The organism is Polynucleobacter sp. AP-Sanab-80-C2, assembly GCF_035012965.1.
Classification (GTDB): domain Bacteria; phylum Pseudomonadota; class Gammaproteobacteria; order Burkholderiales; family Burkholderiaceae; genus Polynucleobacter.
The window spans coordinates 82,046-102,923 of sequence record NZ_JAYGQS010000002.1; the positions used below are offsets into that span (position 1 = coordinate 82,046).

Genomic DNA, 20,878 nt, shown 5'->3' on the forward strand with positions numbered 1-20,878 from the left:
AGTTGACAGGACCGATAAATCTAAAAAATCTAGCTCCACTATACTTTTAGGGTTAATGAAGCCAGAAATCCTTCCTTTTGCCCCTGTGCTACCAAGTGATTGGCTGAGCGTTCTTAAGGGTGACAAATCCCCCATTCAAAGCCTAGAGGCATTACTGGCTTGGGTCGAGCTTGATTTGGGTGCTGACTTGCACTTTGAAAGAAGTCTACTTTTGCTCACTGAAGAAGGCTTATTTTGGACCGATGGTGCAAAGTTTGAATCTTGGCCCGCTAGCTCAAGAGAGCATCTCGTTCATGGCGATCATGCTGGTGTGGGTCATTTAAAGCTCGAAACAGCGGATGCGCTGCAAAGAATTTGGTATTTCACCTTGGCAGTCAATCCTCAGGTTTTGCGTTTGCAGTCCAGCTTCAGAAAACTGACCCATGGCGCTGAGCAGGGTCGGGACGATGTGAGTGAGTATGACAGGCAGGTTTGTCCTGTTTGCTTGAGCCCTAAACCGGCTAACTCTGATGGTTGTCCAACTTGTGATCCTGAAGATGATAAGCCGCCATCAACTTGGACCTTGTTCAAATTATGGCGTTTTGCTAAGCCTTATAAAAATCAACTGTTACTCGGTTTTGTGCTGACACTGCTATCGACTGGCGCAACTCTGATTCCACCGTATTTAACGATGCCCCTGATGGATCATGTCTTGATTCCTTATGAGCGTGGTAATCCCATTGATTTTCAGTTAGCAAGCATGTATTTGTTTGCGCTATTTGGTGCGGCCATCATTGCTTGGGGATTGGGTTGGTGGAAAACTTATCTACTGGCTTTAGTAAGTGAACGTATTGGCGCAGATTTACGTAATACGACTTTCGAGCACTTACTCAAACTCTCGCTTGAGTACTTCGGTGGTAAGCGCACTGGTGACTTGATTGCACGTATTGGCGCAGAGACTGATCGCATCTGCGTCTTCTTGTCGCTATATGCATTGGACTTTGCGACTGATGTCCTCATGATTACGATGACCGCCGCTATCTTGTTCTCGATTGATCCTTTGCTGGCGCTAGTGACCTTAGCGCCATTGCCATTCATTGTGTGGATGATTCATGTTGTGCGCGATCGTTTGCGTTTTGGCTTTGAGAAGATTGATCGTATCTGGTCTGAAGTCACAAACATTTTGGCAGATACGATCCCAGGCATTCGGGTAGTCAAAGCGTTTGCGCAAGAAGATCGCGAGTTAAAGCGTTTTGTAGATTCTAATAAACACAATCTTCAAATTAACGATCGTGTAAATCGTGTTTGGGGTTTGTTCTCGCCAACCGTCACGCTCTTAACCGAGACTGGTTTATTAGTGGTGTGGGGTTTCGGTATCTGGCAAGTGGCACATCAGAAAGTCACCGTTGGTGTCTTGATTGCGTTTCTTGCATACATCGGCCGTTTTTATGTGCGACTCGATTCAATGAGTCGTATTGTGTCGCACACCCAAAAAGCAGCTGCGGGTGCCAAGCGTATCTTTGATATTTTGGATCATGTCTCGAGCGTTCCCGAACCGATTAATCCCGCACCTCTAGGGCCTGTCAGTGGGCGTATCTCGATGCGCGGCGTGGGTTTTCGCTATGGCAATCGTGCGGTAACTAAAGGTATTGATTTAGATATTGCTCCAGGTGAGATGATTGGTTTAGTAGGTCATAGCGGTTCAGGCAAGAGTACCTTGGTCAATTTGATTTGCCGTTTCTATGACGTGAGCTCTGGCTCTATATCCTTAGATGGGCGCGATATTCGTAGTATTGGTATTGCCGATTATCGGAAGTGTATCGGCCTGGTATTGCAAGAGCCATTCCTATTCTTTGGCACGATTGCAGAGAACATTGCTTACGGCAAGCCTGATGCTACTCGTGAAGAAATCATTGAAGCAGCACGTGCTGCCCATGCCCATGAATTTATTCTGCGCTTACCACTAGGCTATGACTCACTAGTGGGTGAGCGCGGTCAATCTTTATCTGGTGGTGAGCGTCAACGCATCTCGATTGCCCGTGCGCTCCTCATTAATCCAAGCATCTTGATTTTGGATGAGGCAACCTCATCCGTTGATACCACTACAGAAAAAGAAATTCAGCGTGCTTTAGATAACCTTGTTAAAGGTCGCACAACCATTGCGATTGCACATCGCTTATCAACACTCAGAAAGGCAGATCGCCTCGTGGTATTAGATAAGGGTGAGATTGTGGAGATTGGATCACACGAACATCTAATGGAAGCCCAAGGGGCTTACTACACCTTGTATCAAGCTCAGTTGCGTCATGCTGCAGAGTTAGTCGAGGGCGGCGCCATTGGAGAGAGTTTGGAAGAAAGCTCAGAAGAGGGTAAACGAGAAAAGCAGGAAGAAAAGCGAGAAGAGAAACTACAAGAGATCGCGAAAAATATTGGGGGCGCGGTATGACGCAAGCCAATCAATCTGCACATCAACTAAAGCGGGACTCTCTGGGTCGCATGATCTTCGTAGATGCTAAGGGCAATACGCATATTGGCGTACATCCTGTAAGAGCATTTCCAATTACGGCTCCAGGTGCTGGAGTGGGCATCATGGATCAGTCTGGTAAAGAAGTATTTTGGTATCCCGATGTTGCTGCCATTCCAAGGGATGAGCTTGCTGTGATTGAAGAAGAATTGGCTGCGCGCGAATTTATGCCAGTGATTGAGAGAATTACCAAAGTCTCTACTTTTGCTACGCCCAGTATTTGGGATATTGATACAGACCGAGGCCCAACTCGCATTCGCCTGAAGGGTGAAGAAGATATTCGCAGAATTGCTGGTAATACTTTGTTAATTGCAGACTCCAATGGCCTGCAGTTTTTAATCAAAGACTCTACTCAGTTAGACAAGCTCAGCAAAAAGCTTTTAGACCGTTTCCGCTAGAATTTATTTCGGTAAGCCGCTTTAGCTCAGTTGGTAGAGCAGTTCATTCGTAATGAAAAGGTCGCCAGTTCGATTCCGGCAAGCGGCACCAATCCTCATTTTATTTAGGGTAAACCCTATAAGACTCACCAAGCCCATATTGCAATTCCCGCTGCAATCAATAGACTTATTTTTTGTACGTTTTTTGTGCATTAAATGCCATTAGTAACATGCAGTGTAAGTACACTAAGCCTAGCCTTTGGCTTTATTTATCAGGGTTTCCACTATGTTAGGGTGGCCCATGTGTAACGATTTTGAAATTATTGATGGTAGTCAAGTTCAACATGCACATCTTGTTTAAAAATCACACACAAATTAAATAAGTAAATAAGCCAAATTAAATTGGTAAACATTTTTGGAGACATACTTTATGAAGATGAAGTTTAAGAGAGCATTGATTTCCACCACCTTAGCCCTCGGTGTAGTTGGTGTTTCACCTGCATTTGCAGCATGGGAGCCAAACAAGCCAGTTGAATTCATTATTCCTGCTGGTCCTGGTGGTGGTGCTGACCAAATGGCTCGCATGATCCAAGGAATCATCACTAAAAATAATTTAATGAAGCAGGCGGTGATCCCTGTGAATAAGGGTGCTGGTGCTGGTGCTGAAGGTTTCTTGGCAATGAAAGAAGCCAAAGGTGATCCCAATAAGATTGTGATCACACTTTCTAATTTATTTACAACGCCATTAGCAACCGGTGTTCCATTTAATTGGCAAGACATTACTCCGGTAGCAATGTTGGCGTTAGATCAGTTTGTGTTGTGGGACAACGCAGAAAAGCCTTATAAGACAGCCAAAGAATACATTGACGCTGCTAAAGCTGCTGGTCCGGGTAAATTCAAAATGGGCGGAACCGGTTCTAAGCAAGAAGATCAAATCATTACCGTAGCCATTGAAAAAGCAACAGGCGCTAAATTTACCTACATTCCTTTCAAAGGGGGTGGCGATGTTGCTGTTCAGCTGGTTGGTAACCACGTTGATTCATCCGTGAACAACCCAATCGAGGCGGTAGCGCAGTGGCGTGCTAACAAATTACGTGCATTGTGCGTATTTGATGACACCCGCATGCCATACAAAGAAAAAATTACCGATACTCAATCATGGTACGACGTGCCGACTTGTAAAGAGGCAGGTGTAACAACTGACTACACCATGTTACGCGGTATTTTCATGGCTCCAGGTGTCACTCAAGAGCAGGTTGATTTTTATATCGATTTATTTAAAAAGGTACGTGCTACACCAGAGTGGAAAAAGTTCATGGCTGATGGGGCATTTAATCAGACATTTATGACGGGTAAAGAGTTTAGAAACTGGCTGACATTAAACGAAGCATTGCATAAGCAATTAATGACTGAAGCTGGCTTCTTGGCTAAGTAATTTGTGGAAATCTGATAGGGCCTCCATTGGGGGTCCTATTTTTTGAGTAAGTGCATTAATTAACCTTAATAAAAATATAAAAATGTCCGAACATACAAATAATACAAATCAAGACTCAGTTATTAGCATAAGAGCAATGGATGTGATTACCTCTATCTTGTTTCTTGCTGTAGGCTTGACAGTGATGATTGGCAGCCTTAAGTTGGGTGCTAGTTGGGGCGCTGATGGCCCGGAGGCTGGTTACTTTCCTTTCTATATCAGCTTGATCATCATGCTTTCTAGTACGGTTACTTTGTATCAAGCCGCCATCGTGAATAAGAAAAAGAAAACAGAAACGTTTGTTGAAAAAGAGCCGTTCAAGCAAGTCATGGCGGTGTTACTGCCAGCGATTGTTTTTGTTCTAGGTGTGCAATTGATTGGCATCTATGTTTCTTCCGCTATCTATATTGCAATCTTTATGGTGTGGTTAGGAAAATACCCAATTTGGAAGGCGGTTGCTGTATCGATTGGAGTAAGTGCAGCCCTTTACCTCATGTTTGAATTCTGGTTCCAAGTTCCATTGCCACATGGCTCATGGATTAATCCACTCGAGTTCGTAGGCGTGCAATAAAAAAGAATAACTATTAAAAAAGATTAGAAAAGAAGGAGTCCAAGTTGGAAGAAATTAATGCTCTATTCAACGGCTTTGCCGTTGCAATGACGCCCTTTAACTTATTGTTGATGCTCGTTGGCGTAACGCTCGGTGTGATCATCGGTGTGTTGCCAGGTTTGGGTGGCGCAAACGGAATTGCGATTCTGTTGCCATTGACTTTCACTATGCCGCCAACCTCTGCAATCATCATGCTTTCCTGTATTTATTGGGGCGCATTATTCGGCGGTGCAATTACATCGGTTCTATTTAATATTCCTGGCGAACCATGGTCGGTTGCGACAACCTTTGATGGTTATCCAATGGCTCGTAATGGTAAAGCTGGTGAGGCGCTGACTGCTGCATTCACATCTTCATTTGTAGGCGCTTTCTTTGCAATTGTGATGATTACTTTCTTGGCGCCGTTGGTAGCGAAGTTTGCGCTCCAATTTGGTCCGCCAGAATTCTTCTCGGTCTATCTGCTCACCTTCTGTAGTTTCGTAGGCATGAACAAAGGTTCGCCGTTTAAGACTATTTCTGCCATGATGCTCGGCTTCGCCCTGGCAACTGTTGGTATGGATACCGTTACCGGTCAATTGCGTTTGACGTTCGGTAATCCGGAGTTGATGCGTGGCTTTGACTTCTTGATCGCGGTGATTGGTTTGTTTGGTATTGGTGAGATTCTCCTCTCCATGGAAGAGGGCTTGGCATTCCAAGGTGCTGCAGCGAAGATTCGTGGCAAGGTTGTGCTCGAAACATGGAAGCAATTGCCTAAGTACTGGGCTACTTCATTACGCAGCTGTCTGATTGGTTGCTGGATGGGCATTACTCCAGGCGGCGCTACTCCTGCATCCTTCATGGCTTACGGCGTAGCCAAGCGCGTATCTAAAGACGGTGATAAGTTTGGTACTGGCAAGATGGAAGGTATTGTTGCGCCAGAAACAGCAGCTCACGCTGCAGGAACAGCAGCGCTCCTCCCAATGTTGTCCTTAGGCATTCCAGGTTCACCAACCGCAGCAGTGTTGCTTGGTGGTCTATTGATCTGGGGTCTACAACCTGGTCCATTACTCTTCGTTGAGAAACCAGACTTTGTTTGGGGATTGATAGCCAGTATGTACTTAGGTAACTTGGCTGGCTTGTTTGTGGTGTTAACTTGTGTGCCTTTGTTTGCCTCTATCTTGAGAATTCCATTCTCCATCATTGCACCAGTCATTATTGTGATTTGTGCGGTAGGTGCCTACACTGTTCACAATGCAATGTTTGACGTTTGGTTGATGCTCGGCTTTGGGGTGGTTGGTTATGTCTTTAAGAAATTAGACTACCCAATGGCGCCAATGGTTTTGGCCCTGGTATTAGGCGATCGTGCAGAAGACTCCTTCCGTCAGTCGATGTTGTTCTCACAGGGAAGCTTAGATATTTTCTTCTCTAACGCATTGGTGGGTGGTATTACATCCCTTGCATTAGTGCTTCTCTTCTGGCCATTGATTGGCAAGGTGATTGGCAAGAAAAAGGCTGCAGCAGCTTAAGAAGAAATACGCTAGAAATAGCGATTTCCAGTAGAAAAGGGGCGTAAGCCCCTTTTTTCATGCAAAAGTCATAAATCCGATAAAATTCCACCATCATGAATTTCCGCAAAAACCACCTCATTCACTGGATTGCTGCAAGCGCAATCGCGATGAGTGCACTTGCCCCAGCCGTTTCACAAGCAGTATCGCTGGCAAAGCATGGTCAAGGTCTTACGATGGAGATTTGCTCTACTAGTGGCGCCAAGATGGAAATCAAGGTGCAGACAGATGACCAAGAGGTCGCTGATCAAGCGCAGCCCTGTCCATATTGTGTATCTCAGAACAGCATCACCCCAGCTTTCAATACCAGCCTCACATTTGCAGCACCAATATCTGTTGCGTTGCTACCTCAGCTTTTCTATCAATCACCCAAGCCACTCACGGTTTGGGTAACACCTCCCTCAGCAGCACCTCCAGTACAAGCCTAAATACTTTTTAGGGCATAGCCTAGCTATGTAGTTGGCAACACAGTTGTAACTAAGTTGCCGTCATATTGCGTGGAGAAGTAAACCTTGTTGTACACAAAGAAAATCAGTGCATGCATTGTCATGTTATTGGCTTCAATCGTCATTAGTGCCCAGTCACAAGCACAGTTTGCTCCGCCGCCTAACTATGATCAAAAGTTGGCTGATATGGTTGTTACTGCAACAAAATCAGGAACCCTTCTGCGTGATATGACTCAGAACACCACAGTTTTGACCAAGGAAGAGTTAGAGATTTCACCCGATCAAACCATTGACCAAGTATTAAAGAACCAATCAAGCGTATTTTTGAATGATCAACCTTTTTATGAAAAGGATCCTACTGGTCAAAGTATTAACGTTCGTGGACTGGGAAATGCTAGAACATTGGTTTTGATTGACGGCGTTCCTGCCAATGATGCTATGTATGGAACTGTGCAATGGAATTTAGTTCCCATGTCAGCCATTCAAGATGTTGAATTTATCCGTGGCGGCGTTTCTAGTTTGTATGGAAATATGGGTATGGGTGGCGTGATTAATATTACAACCAAGCCTATTAGCGAAAATAAGGGGGAGATATCGGGAAGTATTGGTTCTTATGCCACTGGAACTGTAGCAGTGTCAAAAGAGTTGGCAATGAGTGACTCATTTAAATTGCGAGCTTCAGCTGATTATTTCAGTACTGAGGGATATCAGAATATTGCAACTATCTCTCCTTCTTCGCGGAGTGCGTTAAAGACGGGCATGGGTAATGAAAGTGCTGAAAATGCAAATTACAGATTGCAAGGGTCAGCAAAGCTCAGTCCAGATACAGATAGCTTTTTTAATCTTGGTCTGCATTCAATGTCAAACCTACCAACGGGCGGTTATAGTTTTGCAAGAAAATCCACTAACGAGATGACGCTTTCTGGAGGCTCCACCACAAGACTAAATTCTAGCGAGCAGGTTCAAGTAAATGCCTATTATGAGAACACCACATTGCAACAGCAAAATGTGAGCTCAAGCAATCCTTATATTAATGCTACGTTTCATAATCCCTATTATCAAGTTGGTGGATCGGGTCAATATACAAAAAATCTTCAGGATCAGGCAATTGATCAAGTGATTATGAGTGTGGATGCGAAGCAGTTATCGGCATCTAATTTTCAGAATAACTATGCCTCACCTGGTGCCGCAAATTACCAAACCAGTAAATTAGGGGCGCTGACCTCGCAGGTTGTTGCACAGGGCACCCAAAATTTTGCAGGTCTTTTAGGTCAAGTGAAATCAAATCTCAATGCCATTCCTCTGCAGGTAACTTTATCGGCTAGGGTAGATAACTGGACTAGTCAGATCCCAACGAACTATACGCAAGCTGTGGGAGGCGCACAGGTCAGCACGGCTGTACCCAATCAATCCAAAACAAAACTAAGCCCAAATCTGGGTTTGTTATACCGCGCATCTAAGGAGTTGGACTTTAGGGCTGCAGCTTATCAGGCATTTCATGCTCCTGGTCTCAATAACTCTATCCGCAGTTATGGATCGGGCTCGAGCTATGTTGGTAATAATCCGTTCTTAACTCCAGAAAATATGACTGGATATGAGATTGGATCTGACTATCGATGGAAGTCAGGATTTATTCAAGTTACTGGATTTAATGCAAATGTTACTAACGCAATTGCTACTTATACCCTTTCAAGTAGTCAAATTGCTAGTACCTGTTCTCCAGTATGTAGTAGTGGCGCTAAATCGTATAGCAATGATCAATCACTTCGTAGTACTGGATTGGAGATGCAGGCACATTGGGATGTCAGCTCAAAATGGGCTACCGATCTTAGCTATACCTTAACTAAGGCAGTGTTAACTTCTACTTATGGGGCAATTGATACAGCCTTAAATCCTACGGGCGTACAGATCGCCGGCACGCCTAGAAATATGGCAAGTGCAAATATCACTTACTATTCCATTTCAAAAACAAGCTTGACGACTTCAGTGCGCTATATTGGAAATTCTTGGTATGACACAGCCCATACCCTGCCAATTCCGGCGTATGCAGTATTGGGAGCGAGGGTGAACCATGAGTTGACTCCCAATACATCAGTTTATTTAAGTGCGGTAAATCTGTTGAATCGTAATTACATTACCTTTGGCTCTGGTTCTCAATATATTGCTGGTCAGCCTCAGACAATTACCGTTGGCGCACGTATCATCTTTTAATGATGAAATCCCATTTTTTCCCTTCGGCATGGTTAACTACATTAAGAGCCTTCTTAATAGGAGTGCTTTGTGTATGTGGTCGAGCAGAGGCCCAAATGGATCATTCATCTCCTATGGTGGCAGCAAAGATAAACAATACTTGTCAAGGAGTGGGTTTGGAGTGCGCCAATGCAGCCACTCCATTTTTTGCTCTTGATGGCAAATTACTCCTAGCGTGGACTACAAATGGAGTTGTATCAGTAGGGCAGTCATCTGATCTCGGAAAAACATGGATAGCGACTGTCAAAATTGCAGAGCATGGTAAGTCATTAGATACTGGTAGCGATGCCCGCCCCCAAATAGTGGCTGATAAACAGGGCAACGTCTTTTTGGCTTACGCCTTTTTTAAAGACTCCCATTGGAATGCGCAGATTAATACGGCTAGATCTACTGATGGCGGTAAATCTTTTACTGTCCCGGTATCCTTGGTTCAGGATAGTTCTAGTCAACGTTTCCCATCGGTATTGATCAGGCCGGACGACTCTATTTTTATTTCTTGGATAGATAAGCGCCTAGTAGTATCTGCCAAGCAGGGTGGTTCTAAACGTTTAGGCGGTTCAATTGCTTATTCATTTTCAAGTGATGGCGGAAAAACATTTAAAGCTGAGCAATTTGCAAATGAGAGTAGTTGTGAATGTTGTCGCATTGGTAGCGGTCTAGATCCACAAAACCAACCCGTGATTGTGTATCGAGCTATATTCCCAGGGGGTATTCGGGATCAAGCAAGCCAAGTTATTGCTACCAAAGGTGCTGAGCCAATTCGTCGAGTCGCAGATGATGATTGGAAGACCGATGCTTGTCCGCATCACGGTCCATCAATTGCAGTTTCTGGATCTGGAAAATTTCATGTCGCTTGGTATACCCAGGGAAATAAGCGCTCTGGTGTTTTTTATGCCAACTCTAGCAATCAAGGATTGAGTTATTCTGCGCCCGTCAGAATTGGAGCAGAAGGAGCGAACGTTTCTAGGCCTTATCTCTTAGCCTTGGGACAACAGGTATGGTTAGCATGGAAAGAATTTGATGGAACTCACGCTTTGGTTTACATGAAACAATCTACTGATGATGGTAAAACGTGGAGTACTCCACAGATGATTTCTAAAACAAATGGGTATAGCGACCACCCCTTATTGATCAATCAAGGAGATACGGTATTTTTATCTTGGCTGACAAGAGTCGACGGGTATCAATTGATTCAGCTTGGACAAAAACAATGAGAAGATATTTATTCGCCTTAATCATTACTATTGGGTCGATAAACCTTGCCTTTGCTGATAAGGCAACCCTGAAGCCTTATCAAAGTGGTGAATGGTCTAATTTAGTGAAGAGTGCTAATGGCGCACCCATCGCCATTCATTTTTGGGGGGTTACCTGCCCGTCATGTGTCAAGGAGATGCCGCAGTGGGGGCTGTTCGTGAAGAGTCATCCGAATGCAAAAATAGTTTTTATTCAGGTTGATGATGTTTCACACGACGCAATGAAAAAAATGCTGAGCAAAGCGGGCTTGGATAAGGCGAATAATTATTATGTCGCTGCGCCTTTTGATGAGCGCTTGCGTTATGAGATCGATCCTAAGTGGCATGGCGAGACGCCAACAACAATCTTGATAGATAAAAACGGAAAGGCTTCCCGTAAAACAGGTTTGATTAATTTTCAGCAACTACAGTCCAAGCTGGTTACTGGCGACTAGAACAATCAATTAACCGATAGAAATTAGGCTTCAGCAAATATGCGTACCTGGTTAATGAAACGAAATTGCTCATTGACACCCAAACAAGTGGGGTGGTTCTATGCGTCTATCTGCGCTTTTTCTTTCTTAATTGCAGGATTCTTTTTGGCTCTTGGTATTTGGATGGTAATCATTTTTACCTCCCTAGATATCTTGGCTTTAACATTTGCTCTTTATATCTACACCCGTCATGCGCTAGATTATGAAAAAATTTCTATTGACGACAAAGTCTTGGTTGTTGAGCAAAGTTGGGGTGGCAAATTAAAAACCCATGTATTTAATACCTTGTGGACTCGGTTAGAACGCGAGGGCTTTAAGGGCAGGCGTTTGGCATTAAAAAGCTCAGATCATTCTCTGCCCATTGGACTATTTGTCCGTCAAGACCAGTTTGAGGTCTTTGAGCAGGAGTTGAAAGCGCATTTAGGTAATCGTTAGAATAAATTTAAAACTGTTTTAAAGAAGAGGGATGTCAATATGAAATCAAAATTACTCGTAACCATGTGTGCGGCAATGGGAATTGCTTTAAGCGGTGCTGCTATCGCGCAAAACGCTTCAGTGGGCTCTATTAAGATTGAGAATGGCTATACCCGCGCTACTGCCCCTGGGCAACAAGTTGCTGGCGGCTTTCTGAAGATTGAAAATAAAGGGGCTGCTGATCAATTGATATCGGCTAGCTCACCGGCTGCAGGTGAAGTGCAGTTACATGAGATGGCCATGGATGGCAATGTGATGAGGATGCGTCAAGTAAAAGATATCGCTTTACCCGCTAATGGCGCTGTTGAGCTAAAACCCGGTGGTCTGCATTTAATGTTCATGAATATTAAAGCACCTTTGACTGTGGGTGAAACTGTTCCAGTCAAACTGAAGTTTGCCAAAGCAGGTGAAGTCGAAGTGAAGCTACCAGTCAATGCTACAGCTCCAATGAAGCATTGATAGTGGCTGAGCAGTAGAAATTAAAAAGCCCCTGAATCAAATCAGGGGCTTTTTTACTAGACTGCTGATTCAGTTTGCTTAAGTAAGATCTAAATCCAAATCTGTCACCGCACCTTTGCTAGCACTGCTAGCAAGGCTTGCATACTTTGCCAAGAGGCCGCGGGTATAGCGTGGCTTAGGTTGTTTCCAAGCTGCGCGGCGTTTAGCAATCTCTTCATCACTCACATTGAGTTGAATGAGGAGCTTGTGAGCGTCGATGGTTACAGAGTCACCTTCATGGATGAGGGCAATGACGCCCCCCACATAAGCTTCTGGAGCTACGTGACCAACGACCATGCCCCAAGTTCCACCAGAGAATCGACCATCAGTAATAAGGCCTACAGACTCACCTAAGCCTTGACCTACTAAGGCAGAGGTCGGGGAAAGCATCTCGCGCATTCCGGGGCCACCTTTAGGGCCCTCATAGCGAATGATCACGATGTCACCATCTTTGATCTTTTGCGCCATGATGGCTGCCATAGCATCGTCTTCAGAATCAAATACACGCGCTGGGCCAGTAATCGATGGGTTCTTAAGACCCGTAATCTTGGCTACGCAACCCTCTGGAGAGATATTGCCCTTCAGAATGGCTAAGTGGCCTTGTTTGTATAAAGGATTGTCTAAAGCGCGAATCACTTTTTGATCAGCACGCGGCACCGAAGGGATATCTTTCAACACTTCTGCAATCGTTTTGCCAGTAATGGTCATGCAATCGCCATGTAGCAAGCCACCATCAAGCAAAATTTTCATTACTTGTGGAATGCCGCCAGCCTGGTGCAAGTCGGTTGCCAAATAAGTGCCGGATGGTTTCATATCCACAATGACAGGAACGCGCTTACGAATACGTTCAAAGTCATCAATCGTCCAATCGATTTCAGCCGCACTAGTAATGGCGAGGAAATGCAATACCGCATTGGTAGACCCGCCGACTGCCATGATGACGCTGACTGCGTTCTCAATCGATTTCTTGGTAATGATGTCGCGTGGACGTAGATTGTTCTTGATAGCTTCTACTAAAACGCGGGCAGATTCAGCGGCGCTTGCGACTTTTTCTGCATCTTCGTTGGCCATCGTAGAAGAGTAGGGCAGACTCATACCGAGGGCTTCAAAGGAGGAGCTCATCGTATTGGCTGTGTACATACCGCCACAAGAGCCGCTTCCTGGACAGGCATGTTGTTCCACACCCTTCAGATCTTCTTCGTTCATGCGGCCGGAAGTAAATTCACCAACAGCTTCAAATGCAGAAACGATATTGAGGTCTTTGCCTTTGTAGTGACCTGGCTTAATCGTCCCACCGTAAACATAAATGGCAGGAACATTGGTGCGGGCAATAGCCATCATGCCGCCGGGCATATTCTTATCGCAACCTCCGATCACTACTACACCGTCTTGCCATAAACCATTGACGCAAGTTTCAATGCTGTCAGCAATGACTTCGCGAGACACAAGCGAGTATTTCATGCCTTCAGTGCCCATGCCAATCCCATCAGAAACCGTGGGCGTACCGAACGTTTGTGCTTTTGCGCCTGCTTCTTCAAGTGCAGTTACAGCCGCATCGGTTAATTTTTGCAGACCACTATTACAAGGAGTAATCGTTGAGTGGCCGTTCGCAACGCCAACCATTGGCTTGGAGAAATCCTTTTCTTGATAACCCATGGCGTAATACATCGAGCGATTAGGTGCGCGAGCGACTCCCTCGGTGACCATACGTGAGCGTTCGTTAAGGCGTTTCATGCTTATTACTCCAGAAAAGGTTTGTTTTGAAAGGCTCTATTGTGCCGTGAGATGGGCTAAAGGGTGCGCTGAACGAAGGGGCAATACATACCCATCTTAATGTTGCACTGCAATACTAAAAAACGAGCCTCGTTCTCTCAGGTATGTTTGACTAGAAAAGCCGCTTCCTTCGGATTTTCAGGGGCTGAAAAATGTCGTGCTGATATTTCTGCGTAAGGCCAATGTTCAATAAAGTATTATATTTATCAATGCATTAGAATTACTACGATAAAAATAGTGAGACAGTTACGCCATGGACAATCCTGCAAAACTTCCGGAGATACGAAAAGAGGCTTTTTCTAAGGCCAGGGAGAGTCTTGGTTTAAGCGCTAAGGATTTATCGGTTATGGCCTGTCTTTCTGTTCGCCAAATTGAGCAAATTGAAAATGGCGAATCCAGTTCTTTCTATGGTCTTCAAATTAAGGTCACTGCAGCAAAAAAAGTTGCCGCATTATTAAAACTCAATTTAGAAGATGCTTTTGACTTTGGTGAGGCGCCGATGGCGAAGAAAGCTGAAGTTGAAAAGGTAGCAGAAGAAAAGAAAGAAATTCCTGCTGTAATCACTCCACCGGTAGAAAAAAAAGTATCACCTGTAAAGCCTGAAACAGCTAAGCCGCTAGAGAAAATAAAAGAACTCGTCACTATTTCATCGAATTCATCAGGCCAAGAAAAAAATCCTCAGAAAAAATTATTGATTCTTCTAGGCATCGCGGTAACTTTAATCTTTGCAGTTGTAAATCTACGCCCACTATTTTTCCCAGAGCCAGTTAAGCAAGAGATTGTGATTTTGGAAGAAGTTGCTCCAGCAAATCCACCTGCAGAGCCGGTAGCTGAAGCCAAGCCAGAGGAAAAGCCTGTTGCGACTGTGCTTGCTGTTGCTCCTCCTGCACCAGCGGCCGCTCCAGCAATTTCCTTGGAGTGCCCGCCTGCAGATTCGTCAGTAGTGAGCTACAAAACGGATGCGCCCAAAAAGTCTGGGGATGTTGTATTTTTTCAATCTAAAACTGCGCAAACAGTCTGTGTTGTTGACGCTAGTGGCAAGACGCAAAACAAAACTCTAGAGCCTGGAGTGGGAGCTAGTATTTTGGGAAAACCACCTTTAAAGGTTTTAACTTCTGGCTTAGCTCAAGTAGATATGTATTACCAAGGAATGAAAGTTCGTCTTTCCAATCCCACTGCTAAGACTATTATTTTGGAGCAGGCTGAAATCATTCAGCCTTCCGCTCCCTTAGATTCTCAGTTACGTTAACGTTGTTGAGTGGTTAAGCTGAGGCTGTCAATCGACAGTCTTGATTAAACTGCTGATTCGTTTGTTTCACCTGTACGAATACGAATCACTTGCTCAACCGCGGTAACGAAAATTTTCCCGTCACCAATTTTCCCTGTGCGCGCAGCTTTGGTGATTGCCTCAAGTGCTACCTCAACGCGATCACTGGCAACCACAGCCTCAACCTTTACTTTAGGCAAAAAGTCGACCACATACTCAGCGCCACGGTAGAGTTCGGTATGACCCTTTTGACGGCCAAAGCCCTTGACTTCAGTCACAGTTAGGCCAGTAACTCCTACTTCGGCCAATGCTTCACGAACTTCATCGAGTTTGAACGGTTTGATGATTGATGTAATGAGTTTCATGTATTCCCCCTAATGCAGTAATCATACCTAGAACTGGAAAAAAGTGCCAAATTCGGACTTTCCTGACAGACTAGGCTCTAAATTGAGAAGTAATCGGATAGCGCCAATCGCGGCCAAAGGCGCGCGTTGTCACGCGCACCCCTGGAGGAGCCTGGCGGCGCTTGTACTCGTTTAATTTGATCAGGCGCGTTACTTTTTCAACGCTCTCTGGATCAAAGCCGGCAGCAATGATTTGCTCAATGGATTGGTTTTGCTCCATATACCGCTCAACGATGCCATCTAAAACCTCGTAGGTTGGCAGGCTGTCTTGGTCTTTTTGATCTGGGCGCAATTCAGCAGAAGGAGCGCGCGTCAAAATGCGCTCCGGAATGACGGGAGCAATGCTATTGCGATAAGTGCATAAACGATAGACCAGAGTTTTGGCAATATCTTTAATCACTGCAAAGCCACCAGCCATGTCGCCATACAAAGTGCAATAACCCACTGCCATTTCACTCTTGTTACCGGTAGTCAGAACGAGTCGCCCCGTTTTATTCGAGAGTGCCATCAACATCGTGCCACGCACACGCGCTTGAATGTTTTCTTCTGTGGCATCAACCTGCATGTCTTTGAACTGCTCAGCTAAGGCTTGCTCGAGAGCGTCAACGGGACCACTAATTGGAATCTCATCGTATTGAACATTCAGATTCTCGGCTAATTCACGGGCATCAATCCAAGAGATATCGGCGGTATAGCGCGATGCCATCATCACAGCGCGCACTTTATCTGCACCAAGGGCGTCAACCGCAATCGCCAATACAAGAGCGGAATCTACACCGCCTGATAAGCCAATAATCACACCAGGAAAGCGGTTCTTGTTCACATAGTCGCGCACACCCAGTACTAAGGCTTGATAAGCCTGAGCCTCAACACTTTGGGGTGGGGAGATTGAGCCTTTTTCGAGCTCACCTCCGGAACTGACATTTACAACACCTAGTCCAGTTTCAAACTGGGGCATAGACATGACCACTTCGCCATGGCTATTTAATGCAAAAGACCCGCCGTCAAACACCAATTCATCTTGACCACCAACGGCGTTGACATAGACTAAAGGCATTTTGGTTTGCTCAATGTGAGCACGTAATACATCGATACGCAGCGCCTCTTTTTTCAGGTGATAGGGCGATGCATTCGGAACGAGTAAAACGTGTGCGCCAGCCGCATGGGCTTGTTTCGCTGGTCCTGGATGCCATGCATCTTCACAGAGAATCAGACCATACTGAATGCCTGCGCAGTCAAATACACAAGCTTGCTTACCGGGCACAAAGTAACGCACCTCATCAAAGACTTCATGATTAGGTAGCTCTTGTTTGGCATAGCCTGCAATGACCTTGCCGTTCCGTAAAACGGAAGCATAGTTTTGTAGACCTGCTGACGTTAATTTTGGGTGACCTACTACGACCGTCAGATCTGGATATTGGGATAGATCTTGTACCAAAGCATCGAGCTGCTTTTGCGCAGCCTCAATGAAGGCAGGCCGGAGCAATAAATCTTCTGGGGGGTAGCCGGTCAGAGAAAGCTCAGGGGTAACAACAAGCTTGGCGCCTTGAGAAAAGGCCTCTTGAGCTGCTTTGTGAATCAGTTGCGCGTTACCAGCCAGATCACCCAGCAGCGGGTTCATTTGGGCTAAGGCAATTTTCTGTGCGCTCACTCCGAATCACAAAGCCTTTACTATCAATTGAATCAACACTAAGTTAAGCGTGCTCTTTGTTGTAACGATCGATGCCCTCAAGAATCTCTGTATGAGCATCAGCAACGCCACCCCAGCCCTTTACTTTCACCCACTTACCTGGCTCGAGATCTTTATAGTGCTCGAAGAAGTGCTGAATTTGGTTTAAGCGCAATGGGTTGATATCTTCTGGTTTTTGCCAGTGTGTGTAGATTGGCAAAATCTTATCTTCTGGGACGGCCAACAATTTAGCGTCTTGTCCACCTTCATCTTCCATTTGCAAAACACCAAGTGCGCGGCAAGCAACCACGACACCCGGAATCAGTGGAAATGGAGTAATCACGAGAACGTCAACAGGGTCACCATCGCCAGCAATGGTTTTATTGATGTAGCCATAATTGCAGGGATAGTGCATGGCAGTACCCATAAAACGGTCAACGAAAATGGCGCCACTTTCCTTGTCAACTTCATATTTGATTGGATCCGCATTCATGGGGATTTCAATAATGACGTTGAAGCTTTCAGGGATCTTTTTACCTGGCTTGACGTTGTCGAGACTCATAAATACTCCGAATAATGATTAGTAAATACCCTGATCCTGTGGAGGGGGCGCAGGGGTGATTCTGTTACATACTGTTACGGCTTAAAGACATAGTTTAAAGCTTTCAGAAACCGGGTCGACCTAAGCGCAAGTAGCAAAAAACAATAAAGATTAAATTTAGGGAGTTCAAGCATGAGTAATGTCACTTTAGGCTTGTATTTTGCCTTGGTATGCGGAGTCATAGCCGTGATTTACGGTTTTGTGATGCGCAGCTGGATTTTGAAGCAAAGTACGGGCAACGCCAAAATGCAAGAGATTGCGGAGGCGATCCAGCAGGGTGCGGCGGCCTACTTATCACGCCAATATAAAACGATTGCGATCGTTGGAGTGATTCTCACCATTCTGATGGCGCTCTTTTTGGATTTTGCGACAGCGATTGGTTTTGTCGTGGGCGCGGTTCTCTCAGGTGCATGTGGTTTCATTGGTATGAATGTGTCAGTCCGTGCAAACGTGCGCACCGCTGAGGCTGCAACCAAGGGTATGAATGAAGCTCTCAACGTGGCCTTTAAGGGTGGCGCGATTACCGGTATGTTGGTAGTGGGTCTTGGACTCTTGGGTGTTGGTCTGTTCTTTATGTTCCTCGTTTCCATTGGCGCAGGACAAGACCTCTCCGCAGTATTGCATCCCCTCATTGGCTTGGCATTTGGCTCTTCATTGATTTCGATCTTTGCACGTTTAGGTGGCGGTATCTTTACTAAAGGTGCAGACGTTGGTGCTGACTTAGTAGGTAAAGTGGAAGCAGGCATTCCGGAAGATGATCCACGCAATCCAGCAGTGATTGCCGATAACGTCGGTGATAACGTTGGCGACTGCGCTGGTATGGCAGCTGACTTGTTTGAAACGTATGCTGTGACATTGATTGCAACCATGGTGCTGGGTTCATTGATGGTCGCTGGTGCTCCCGTAGCAGCCATCATCTATCCATTGGTGCTAGGTGGCGTATCGATTATTGCTTCGATCGTTGGCTGTTCGTTTGTTAAAGCAACCCCTGGTATGAAGAATGTGATGCCTGCTTTGTATAAAGGTCTGATCATTGCGGGCGGCTTATCACTGGTTGCCTTTTACTTTGTCACAAACTTCATCATGCCTGATGATGCGCTGGGTATTCCGGGTAGTCAGTGGCGTTTATTTGGCGCAACTATTGTTGGCCTCTTGCTTACTGCTGCTTTGGTATGGATTACCGAGTACTACACTGGTACTCAGTTCAAGCCAGTACAGCATATTGCTGAAGCATCGACTAAAGGTCATGGCACAAACATCATTGCTGGCTTAGGCATCTCAATGAAGTCAACTGCTTATCCAGTCTTGTTTGTTTGCGCAGCGATTTATGCAGCATATTGGTTGGCTGGTTTATATGGCATTGCGATTGCCGCTACTTCGATGTTGTCGATGGCTGGTATCGTTGTGGCACTAGACGCTTACGGACCAATTACCGATAACGCAGGTGGTATTGCGGAGATGGCAGGTTTGCCACAAGCAGTGCGTGATATTACTGATCCATTGGATGCAGTGGGTAACACAACTAAAGCAGTTACTAAGGGTTACGCCATCGGTTCTGCTGGTTTGGCTTCATTAGTCCTCTTTGCCGATTACACCCATGCTTTAGAAGGTATCGGCCAGCAAGTCTCCTTTGATCTGTCAAACCACATGGTGATCATTGGTCTCTTTATTGGGGGCATGATTCCTTACTTGTTTGGGGCGATGGCGATGGAAGCAGTAGGCCGTTGTGCTGGTGCAGTTGTTGAGGAAGTGCGTCGTCAATTCCGCGATATTCCAGGAATTATGGAGGGCACCGCGAAGCCTGAGTACGGTAAAGCGGTAGACATGCTCACGTCCGCGGCGATTAAAGAGATGATCGTTCCTTCATTGTTGCCAGTGGTTGCTCCAATCGTAGTTGGTCTCTTGCTAGGACCTGCTGCATTGGGGGGTTTGCTCATGGGCACAATCGTGACAGGTTTGTTCGTTGCAATCTCGATGTGTACTGGTGGCGGCGCTTGGGACAATGCCAAGAAATATATCGAGGAAGGTAACTTCGGTGGCAAAGGTTCTGAGGCGCACAAAGCTGCTGTGACTGGTGACACTGTAGGTGACCCCTACAAAGACACTGCAGGTCCTGCAGTCAACCCACTGATCAAGATCATCAACATTGTGGCATTGCTCATCGTGCCACTTTTGCCAGTGATCTCACGCTAAGTAATACTTAGTAAGTAATATGCATTAGTAACAAAACTGCAACAAATAAAAAAGCCTAGCATTGCTAGGCTTTTTTATTCGAGAAACTTTCGGAAGACTTAATCTAAAGTTTCTAAGTAACGTTGCGCATCTAATGCAGCCATACAACCGGTACCAGCACTAGTAATCGCTTGACGGTAGATGTGGTCTTGAACATCACCAGCAGCAAACACACCAGGAATATTGGTGGCTGTTGCATTACCCTCCAATCCTGAGTGAGTTTTGATATAACCATTATTCATTTCTAGCTGACCAATAAAGAGCTCGGTATTGGGTTTGTGACCAATCGCGATAAATGCACCAGTAACGGCGATATCTTCCGTGCCGCCATCTTGTTTCTTGATGCGCACTCCAGTCACACCTTTTTCATCACCGAGAACTTCATCTAGTGTGGCATTCAATTTCAGCTCTACCTTGCCTTCGGCAACTTTGGCCATCAAGCGATCATTCAAAATAGGTTCGGCACGGAATTTATCGCGACGGTGAATCACGGTCACTTTTTTGGCAATACCTGTGAGATAGAGCGCTTCTTCCACCGCAGTATTGCCACCACCTATCACGCATACATCTTGATTGCGATAGAAAAAACCATCGCAAGTTGCACAACCAGATACGCCGCGCCCCATAAACGCTTCTTCACTTGGAAGGCCAATGTATTGAGCGGAAGCACCGGTGCTAATAATCAAAGCATCACAGGTATAAGTTCCAGAGTCACCCACTAAGCGAATGGGCTTCTCTTTGAGAGCCGCTGTATGAATGTGGTCAAAAATGATCTCGGTATTGAAATGCTCCGCATGCTTCAAAAAGCGGTCCATGAGCTCTGGGCCTTGCACGCCTTCTGGGTCGGCGGGCCAGTTTTCAACGTCAGTGGTGGTCATTAATTGACCCCCTTGAGCCAAGCCAGTAATGAGGGTAGGCTGTAAATTGGCTCGGGCGGCATAGACTGCAGCGGTATAGCCGGCAGGACCAGATCCGAGGATGAGAACTTTTGAGTGTTTTGGGGTATTTGTAGTCATACCCAAATTATAGG

18 protein-coding genes and 1 tRNA gene are annotated in these 20,878 nt (G+C 45.5%); 14 read left to right on the forward strand and 5 right to left on the reverse strand.

Annotated elements, in window-relative coordinates:
* Positions 1–55 precede the first annotated feature (55 nt).
* From VC178_RS03600 to VC178_RS03655, 12 genes are all read left to right on the forward strand, one after another.
* Positions 56–2,425 (forward strand): ABC transporter ATP-binding protein, encoded by a 2,370-nt coding sequence (locus VC178_RS03600; RefSeq protein ID WP_323481625.1) that lies wholly within the window; start codon positions 56–58, stop codon positions 2,423–2,425.
* Complete coding sequence (locus VC178_RS03605) at positions 2,422–2,901, forward strand: DUF1854 domain-containing protein (protein WP_216124020.1); 480 nt, start codon at positions 2,422–2,424, stop codon at positions 2,899–2,901. The genes VC178_RS03600 and VC178_RS03605 overlap by 4 nt, the downstream gene beginning before the upstream one ends.
* Positions 2,902–2,916: 15 nt before the next feature.
* Positions 2,917–2,992 (forward strand) — tRNA-Thr (locus VC178_RS03610).
* A 324-nt stretch (positions 2,993–3,316) separates the two neighbouring features.
* Complete coding sequence (locus tag VC178_RS03615) at positions 3,317–4,315, forward strand: Bug family tripartite tricarboxylate transporter substrate binding protein (protein WP_215297326.1); 999 nt, start codon at positions 3,317–3,319, stop codon at positions 4,313–4,315.
* A gap of 82 nt (positions 4,316–4,397) precedes the next feature.
* Positions 4,398–4,925: a tripartite tricarboxylate transporter TctB family protein gene (locus VC178_RS03620; RefSeq protein ID WP_215296646.1), complete on the forward strand. Its 528-nt coding sequence runs from the start codon at positions 4,398–4,400 to the stop codon at positions 4,923–4,925.
* A 44-nt stretch (positions 4,926–4,969) separates the two neighbouring features.
* Positions 4,970–6,469, forward strand: a complete 1,500-nt coding sequence (locus VC178_RS03625; RefSeq protein ID WP_215296647.1) for a tripartite tricarboxylate transporter permease — start codon at positions 4,970–4,972, stop codon at positions 6,467–6,469.
* 95 nt (positions 6,470–6,564) lie between these two features.
* Positions 6,565–6,936, forward strand: coding sequence for a DUF2946 family protein (locus VC178_RS03630; RefSeq protein WP_323481626.1), 372 nt, complete (start codon positions 6,565–6,567; stop codon positions 6,934–6,936).
* A gap of 87 nt (positions 6,937–7,023) precedes the next feature.
* The gene (locus VC178_RS03635; protein WP_323481627.1) at positions 7,024–9,165 is read left to right on the forward strand and encodes a TonB-dependent receptor; all 2,142 of its coding nucleotides are present in this window, start codon (positions 7,024–7,026) and stop codon (positions 9,163–9,165) included.
* A gap of 95 nt (positions 9,166–9,260) precedes the next feature.
* Positions 9,261–10,418 (forward strand): sialidase family protein, encoded by a 1,158-nt coding sequence (locus VC178_RS03640; protein ID WP_323481628.1) that lies wholly within the window; start codon positions 9,261–9,263, stop codon positions 10,416–10,418.
* A complete protein-coding gene (locus VC178_RS03645; protein ID WP_323481629.1) occupies positions 10,415–10,891 on the forward strand; it encodes a TlpA family protein disulfide reductase in 477 nt (158 codons plus the stop codon). Before VC178_RS03640 ends, VC178_RS03645 begins: the two co-directional genes overlap by 4 nt.
* 54 nt (positions 10,892–10,945) lie before the next feature.
* Entirely contained in the window at positions 10,946–11,365 is a 420-nt protein-coding gene (locus VC178_RS03650) for a DUF2244 domain-containing protein (RefSeq protein ID WP_323481630.1), read from the forward strand.
* 39 nt (positions 11,366–11,404) lie between these two features.
* Positions 11,405–11,863 carry a copper chaperone PCu(A)C gene (locus tag VC178_RS03655; RefSeq protein WP_323481631.1) on the forward strand — a complete coding sequence of 153 codons (459 nt, stop codon included), beginning with the start codon at positions 11,405–11,407 and terminating at the stop codon, positions 11,861–11,863.
* Positions 11,864–11,941: 78 nt separating this feature from the next.
* Here the strand turns inward: VC178_RS03655 and ilvD are convergent, their stop codons facing one another.
* Complete coding sequence (gene ilvD / locus VC178_RS03660) at positions 11,942–13,636, reverse strand: dihydroxy-acid dehydratase (RefSeq protein WP_216124035.1); 1,695 nt, start codon at positions 13,634–13,636, stop codon at positions 11,942–11,944.
* Between the two features lie 292 nt (positions 13,637–13,928).
* Between ilvD and VC178_RS03665 the strand changes: the two genes are divergently transcribed.
* Positions 13,929–14,924, forward strand: coding sequence for a helix-turn-helix transcriptional regulator (locus VC178_RS03665; RefSeq protein ID WP_323481632.1), 996 nt, complete (start codon positions 13,929–13,931; stop codon positions 14,922–14,924).
* 44 nt (positions 14,925–14,968) lie between these two features.
* On the opposite strand, the gene VC178_RS03670 is transcribed toward VC178_RS03665, so the two are convergent.
* The 3 genes from VC178_RS03670 to ppa form a co-directional block, all read right to left on the reverse strand.
* Complete coding sequence (locus VC178_RS03670; protein WP_215296656.1) at positions 14,969–15,307, reverse strand: P-II family nitrogen regulator; 339 nt, start codon at positions 15,305–15,307, stop codon at positions 14,969–14,971.
* Between the two features lie 70 nt (positions 15,308–15,377).
* A complete protein-coding gene (locus tag VC178_RS03675; protein ID WP_323481633.1) occupies positions 15,378–16,997 on the reverse strand; it encodes an NAD+ synthase in 1,620 nt (539 codons plus the stop codon).
* A 43-nt stretch (positions 16,998–17,040) separates the two neighbouring features.
* Entirely contained in the window at positions 17,041–17,577 is a 537-nt protein-coding gene (gene ppa, locus VC178_RS03680) for an inorganic diphosphatase (RefSeq protein WP_215296658.1), read from the reverse strand.
* A gap of 171 nt (positions 17,578–17,748) precedes the next feature.
* On the opposite strand from ppa, the gene VC178_RS03685 reads away from it, so the two are divergent.
* A complete protein-coding gene (locus VC178_RS03685; RefSeq protein WP_215296659.1) occupies positions 17,749–19,809 on the forward strand; it encodes a sodium-translocating pyrophosphatase in 2,061 nt (686 codons plus the stop codon).
* A 98-nt stretch (positions 19,810–19,907) separates the two neighbouring features.
* On the opposite strand, the gene trxB is transcribed toward VC178_RS03685, so the two are convergent.
* Positions 19,908–20,864, reverse strand: a complete 957-nt coding sequence (gene trxB, locus VC178_RS03690) for a thioredoxin-disulfide reductase (protein WP_323481634.1) — start codon at positions 20,862–20,864, stop codon at positions 19,908–19,910.
* Between the last annotated feature and the right edge of the window lie 14 nt (positions 20,865–20,878).

Bases quoted from the DNA above. Each gene is read 5' to 3' on its own strand.
- VC178_RS03600 (WP_323481625.1), top strand. From the start codon at position 56: ATGAAGCCAGAAATCCTTCCTTTTGCCCCTGTGCTACCAAGTGATTGG.
- VC178_RS03605 (WP_216124020.1), top strand. From the start codon at position 2,422: ATGACGCAAGCCAATCAATCTGCACATCAACTAAAGCGGGACTCTCTG.
- VC178_RS03615 (WP_215297326.1), top strand. From the start codon at position 3,317: ATGAAGTTTAAGAGAGCATTGATTTCCACCACCTTAGCCCTCGGTGTA.
- VC178_RS03620 (WP_215296646.1), top strand. From the start codon at position 4,398: ATGTCCGAACATACAAATAATACAAATCAAGACTCAGTTATTAGCATA.
- VC178_RS03630 (WP_323481626.1), top strand. From the start codon at position 6,565: ATGAATTTCCGCAAAAACCACCTCATTCACTGGATTGCTGCAAGCGCA.
- VC178_RS03640 (WP_323481628.1), top strand. From the start codon at position 9,261: ATGGATCATTCATCTCCTATGGTGGCAGCAAAGATAAACAATACTTGT.
- VC178_RS03645 (WP_323481629.1), top strand. From the start codon at position 10,415: ATGAGAAGATATTTATTCGCCTTAATCATTACTATTGGGTCGATAAAC.
- VC178_RS03650 (WP_323481630.1), top strand. From the start codon at position 10,946: ATGAAACGAAATTGCTCATTGACACCCAAACAAGTGGGGTGGTTCTAT.
- VC178_RS03655 (WP_323481631.1), top strand. From the start codon at position 11,405: ATGAAATCAAAATTACTCGTAACCATGTGTGCGGCAATGGGAATTGCT.
- ilvD (WP_216124035.1), bottom strand. From the start codon at position 13,636: ATGAAACGCCTTAACGAACGCTCACGTATGGTCACCGAGGGAGTCGCT.
- VC178_RS03665 (WP_323481632.1), top strand. From the start codon at position 13,929: ATGGACAATCCTGCAAAACTTCCGGAGATACGAAAAGAGGCTTTTTCT.
- VC178_RS03670 (WP_215296656.1), bottom strand. From the start codon at position 15,307: ATGAAACTCATTACATCAATCATCAAACCGTTCAAACTCGATGAAGTT.
- ppa (WP_215296658.1), bottom strand. From the start codon at position 17,577: ATGAGTCTCGACAACGTCAAGCCAGGTAAAAAGATCCCTGAAAGCTTC.
- VC178_RS03685 (WP_215296659.1), top strand. From the start codon at position 17,749: ATGAGTAATGTCACTTTAGGCTTGTATTTTGCCTTGGTATGCGGAGTC.
- trxB (WP_323481634.1), bottom strand. From the start codon at position 20,864: ATGACTACAAATACCCCAAAACACTCAAAAGTTCTCATCCTCGGATCT.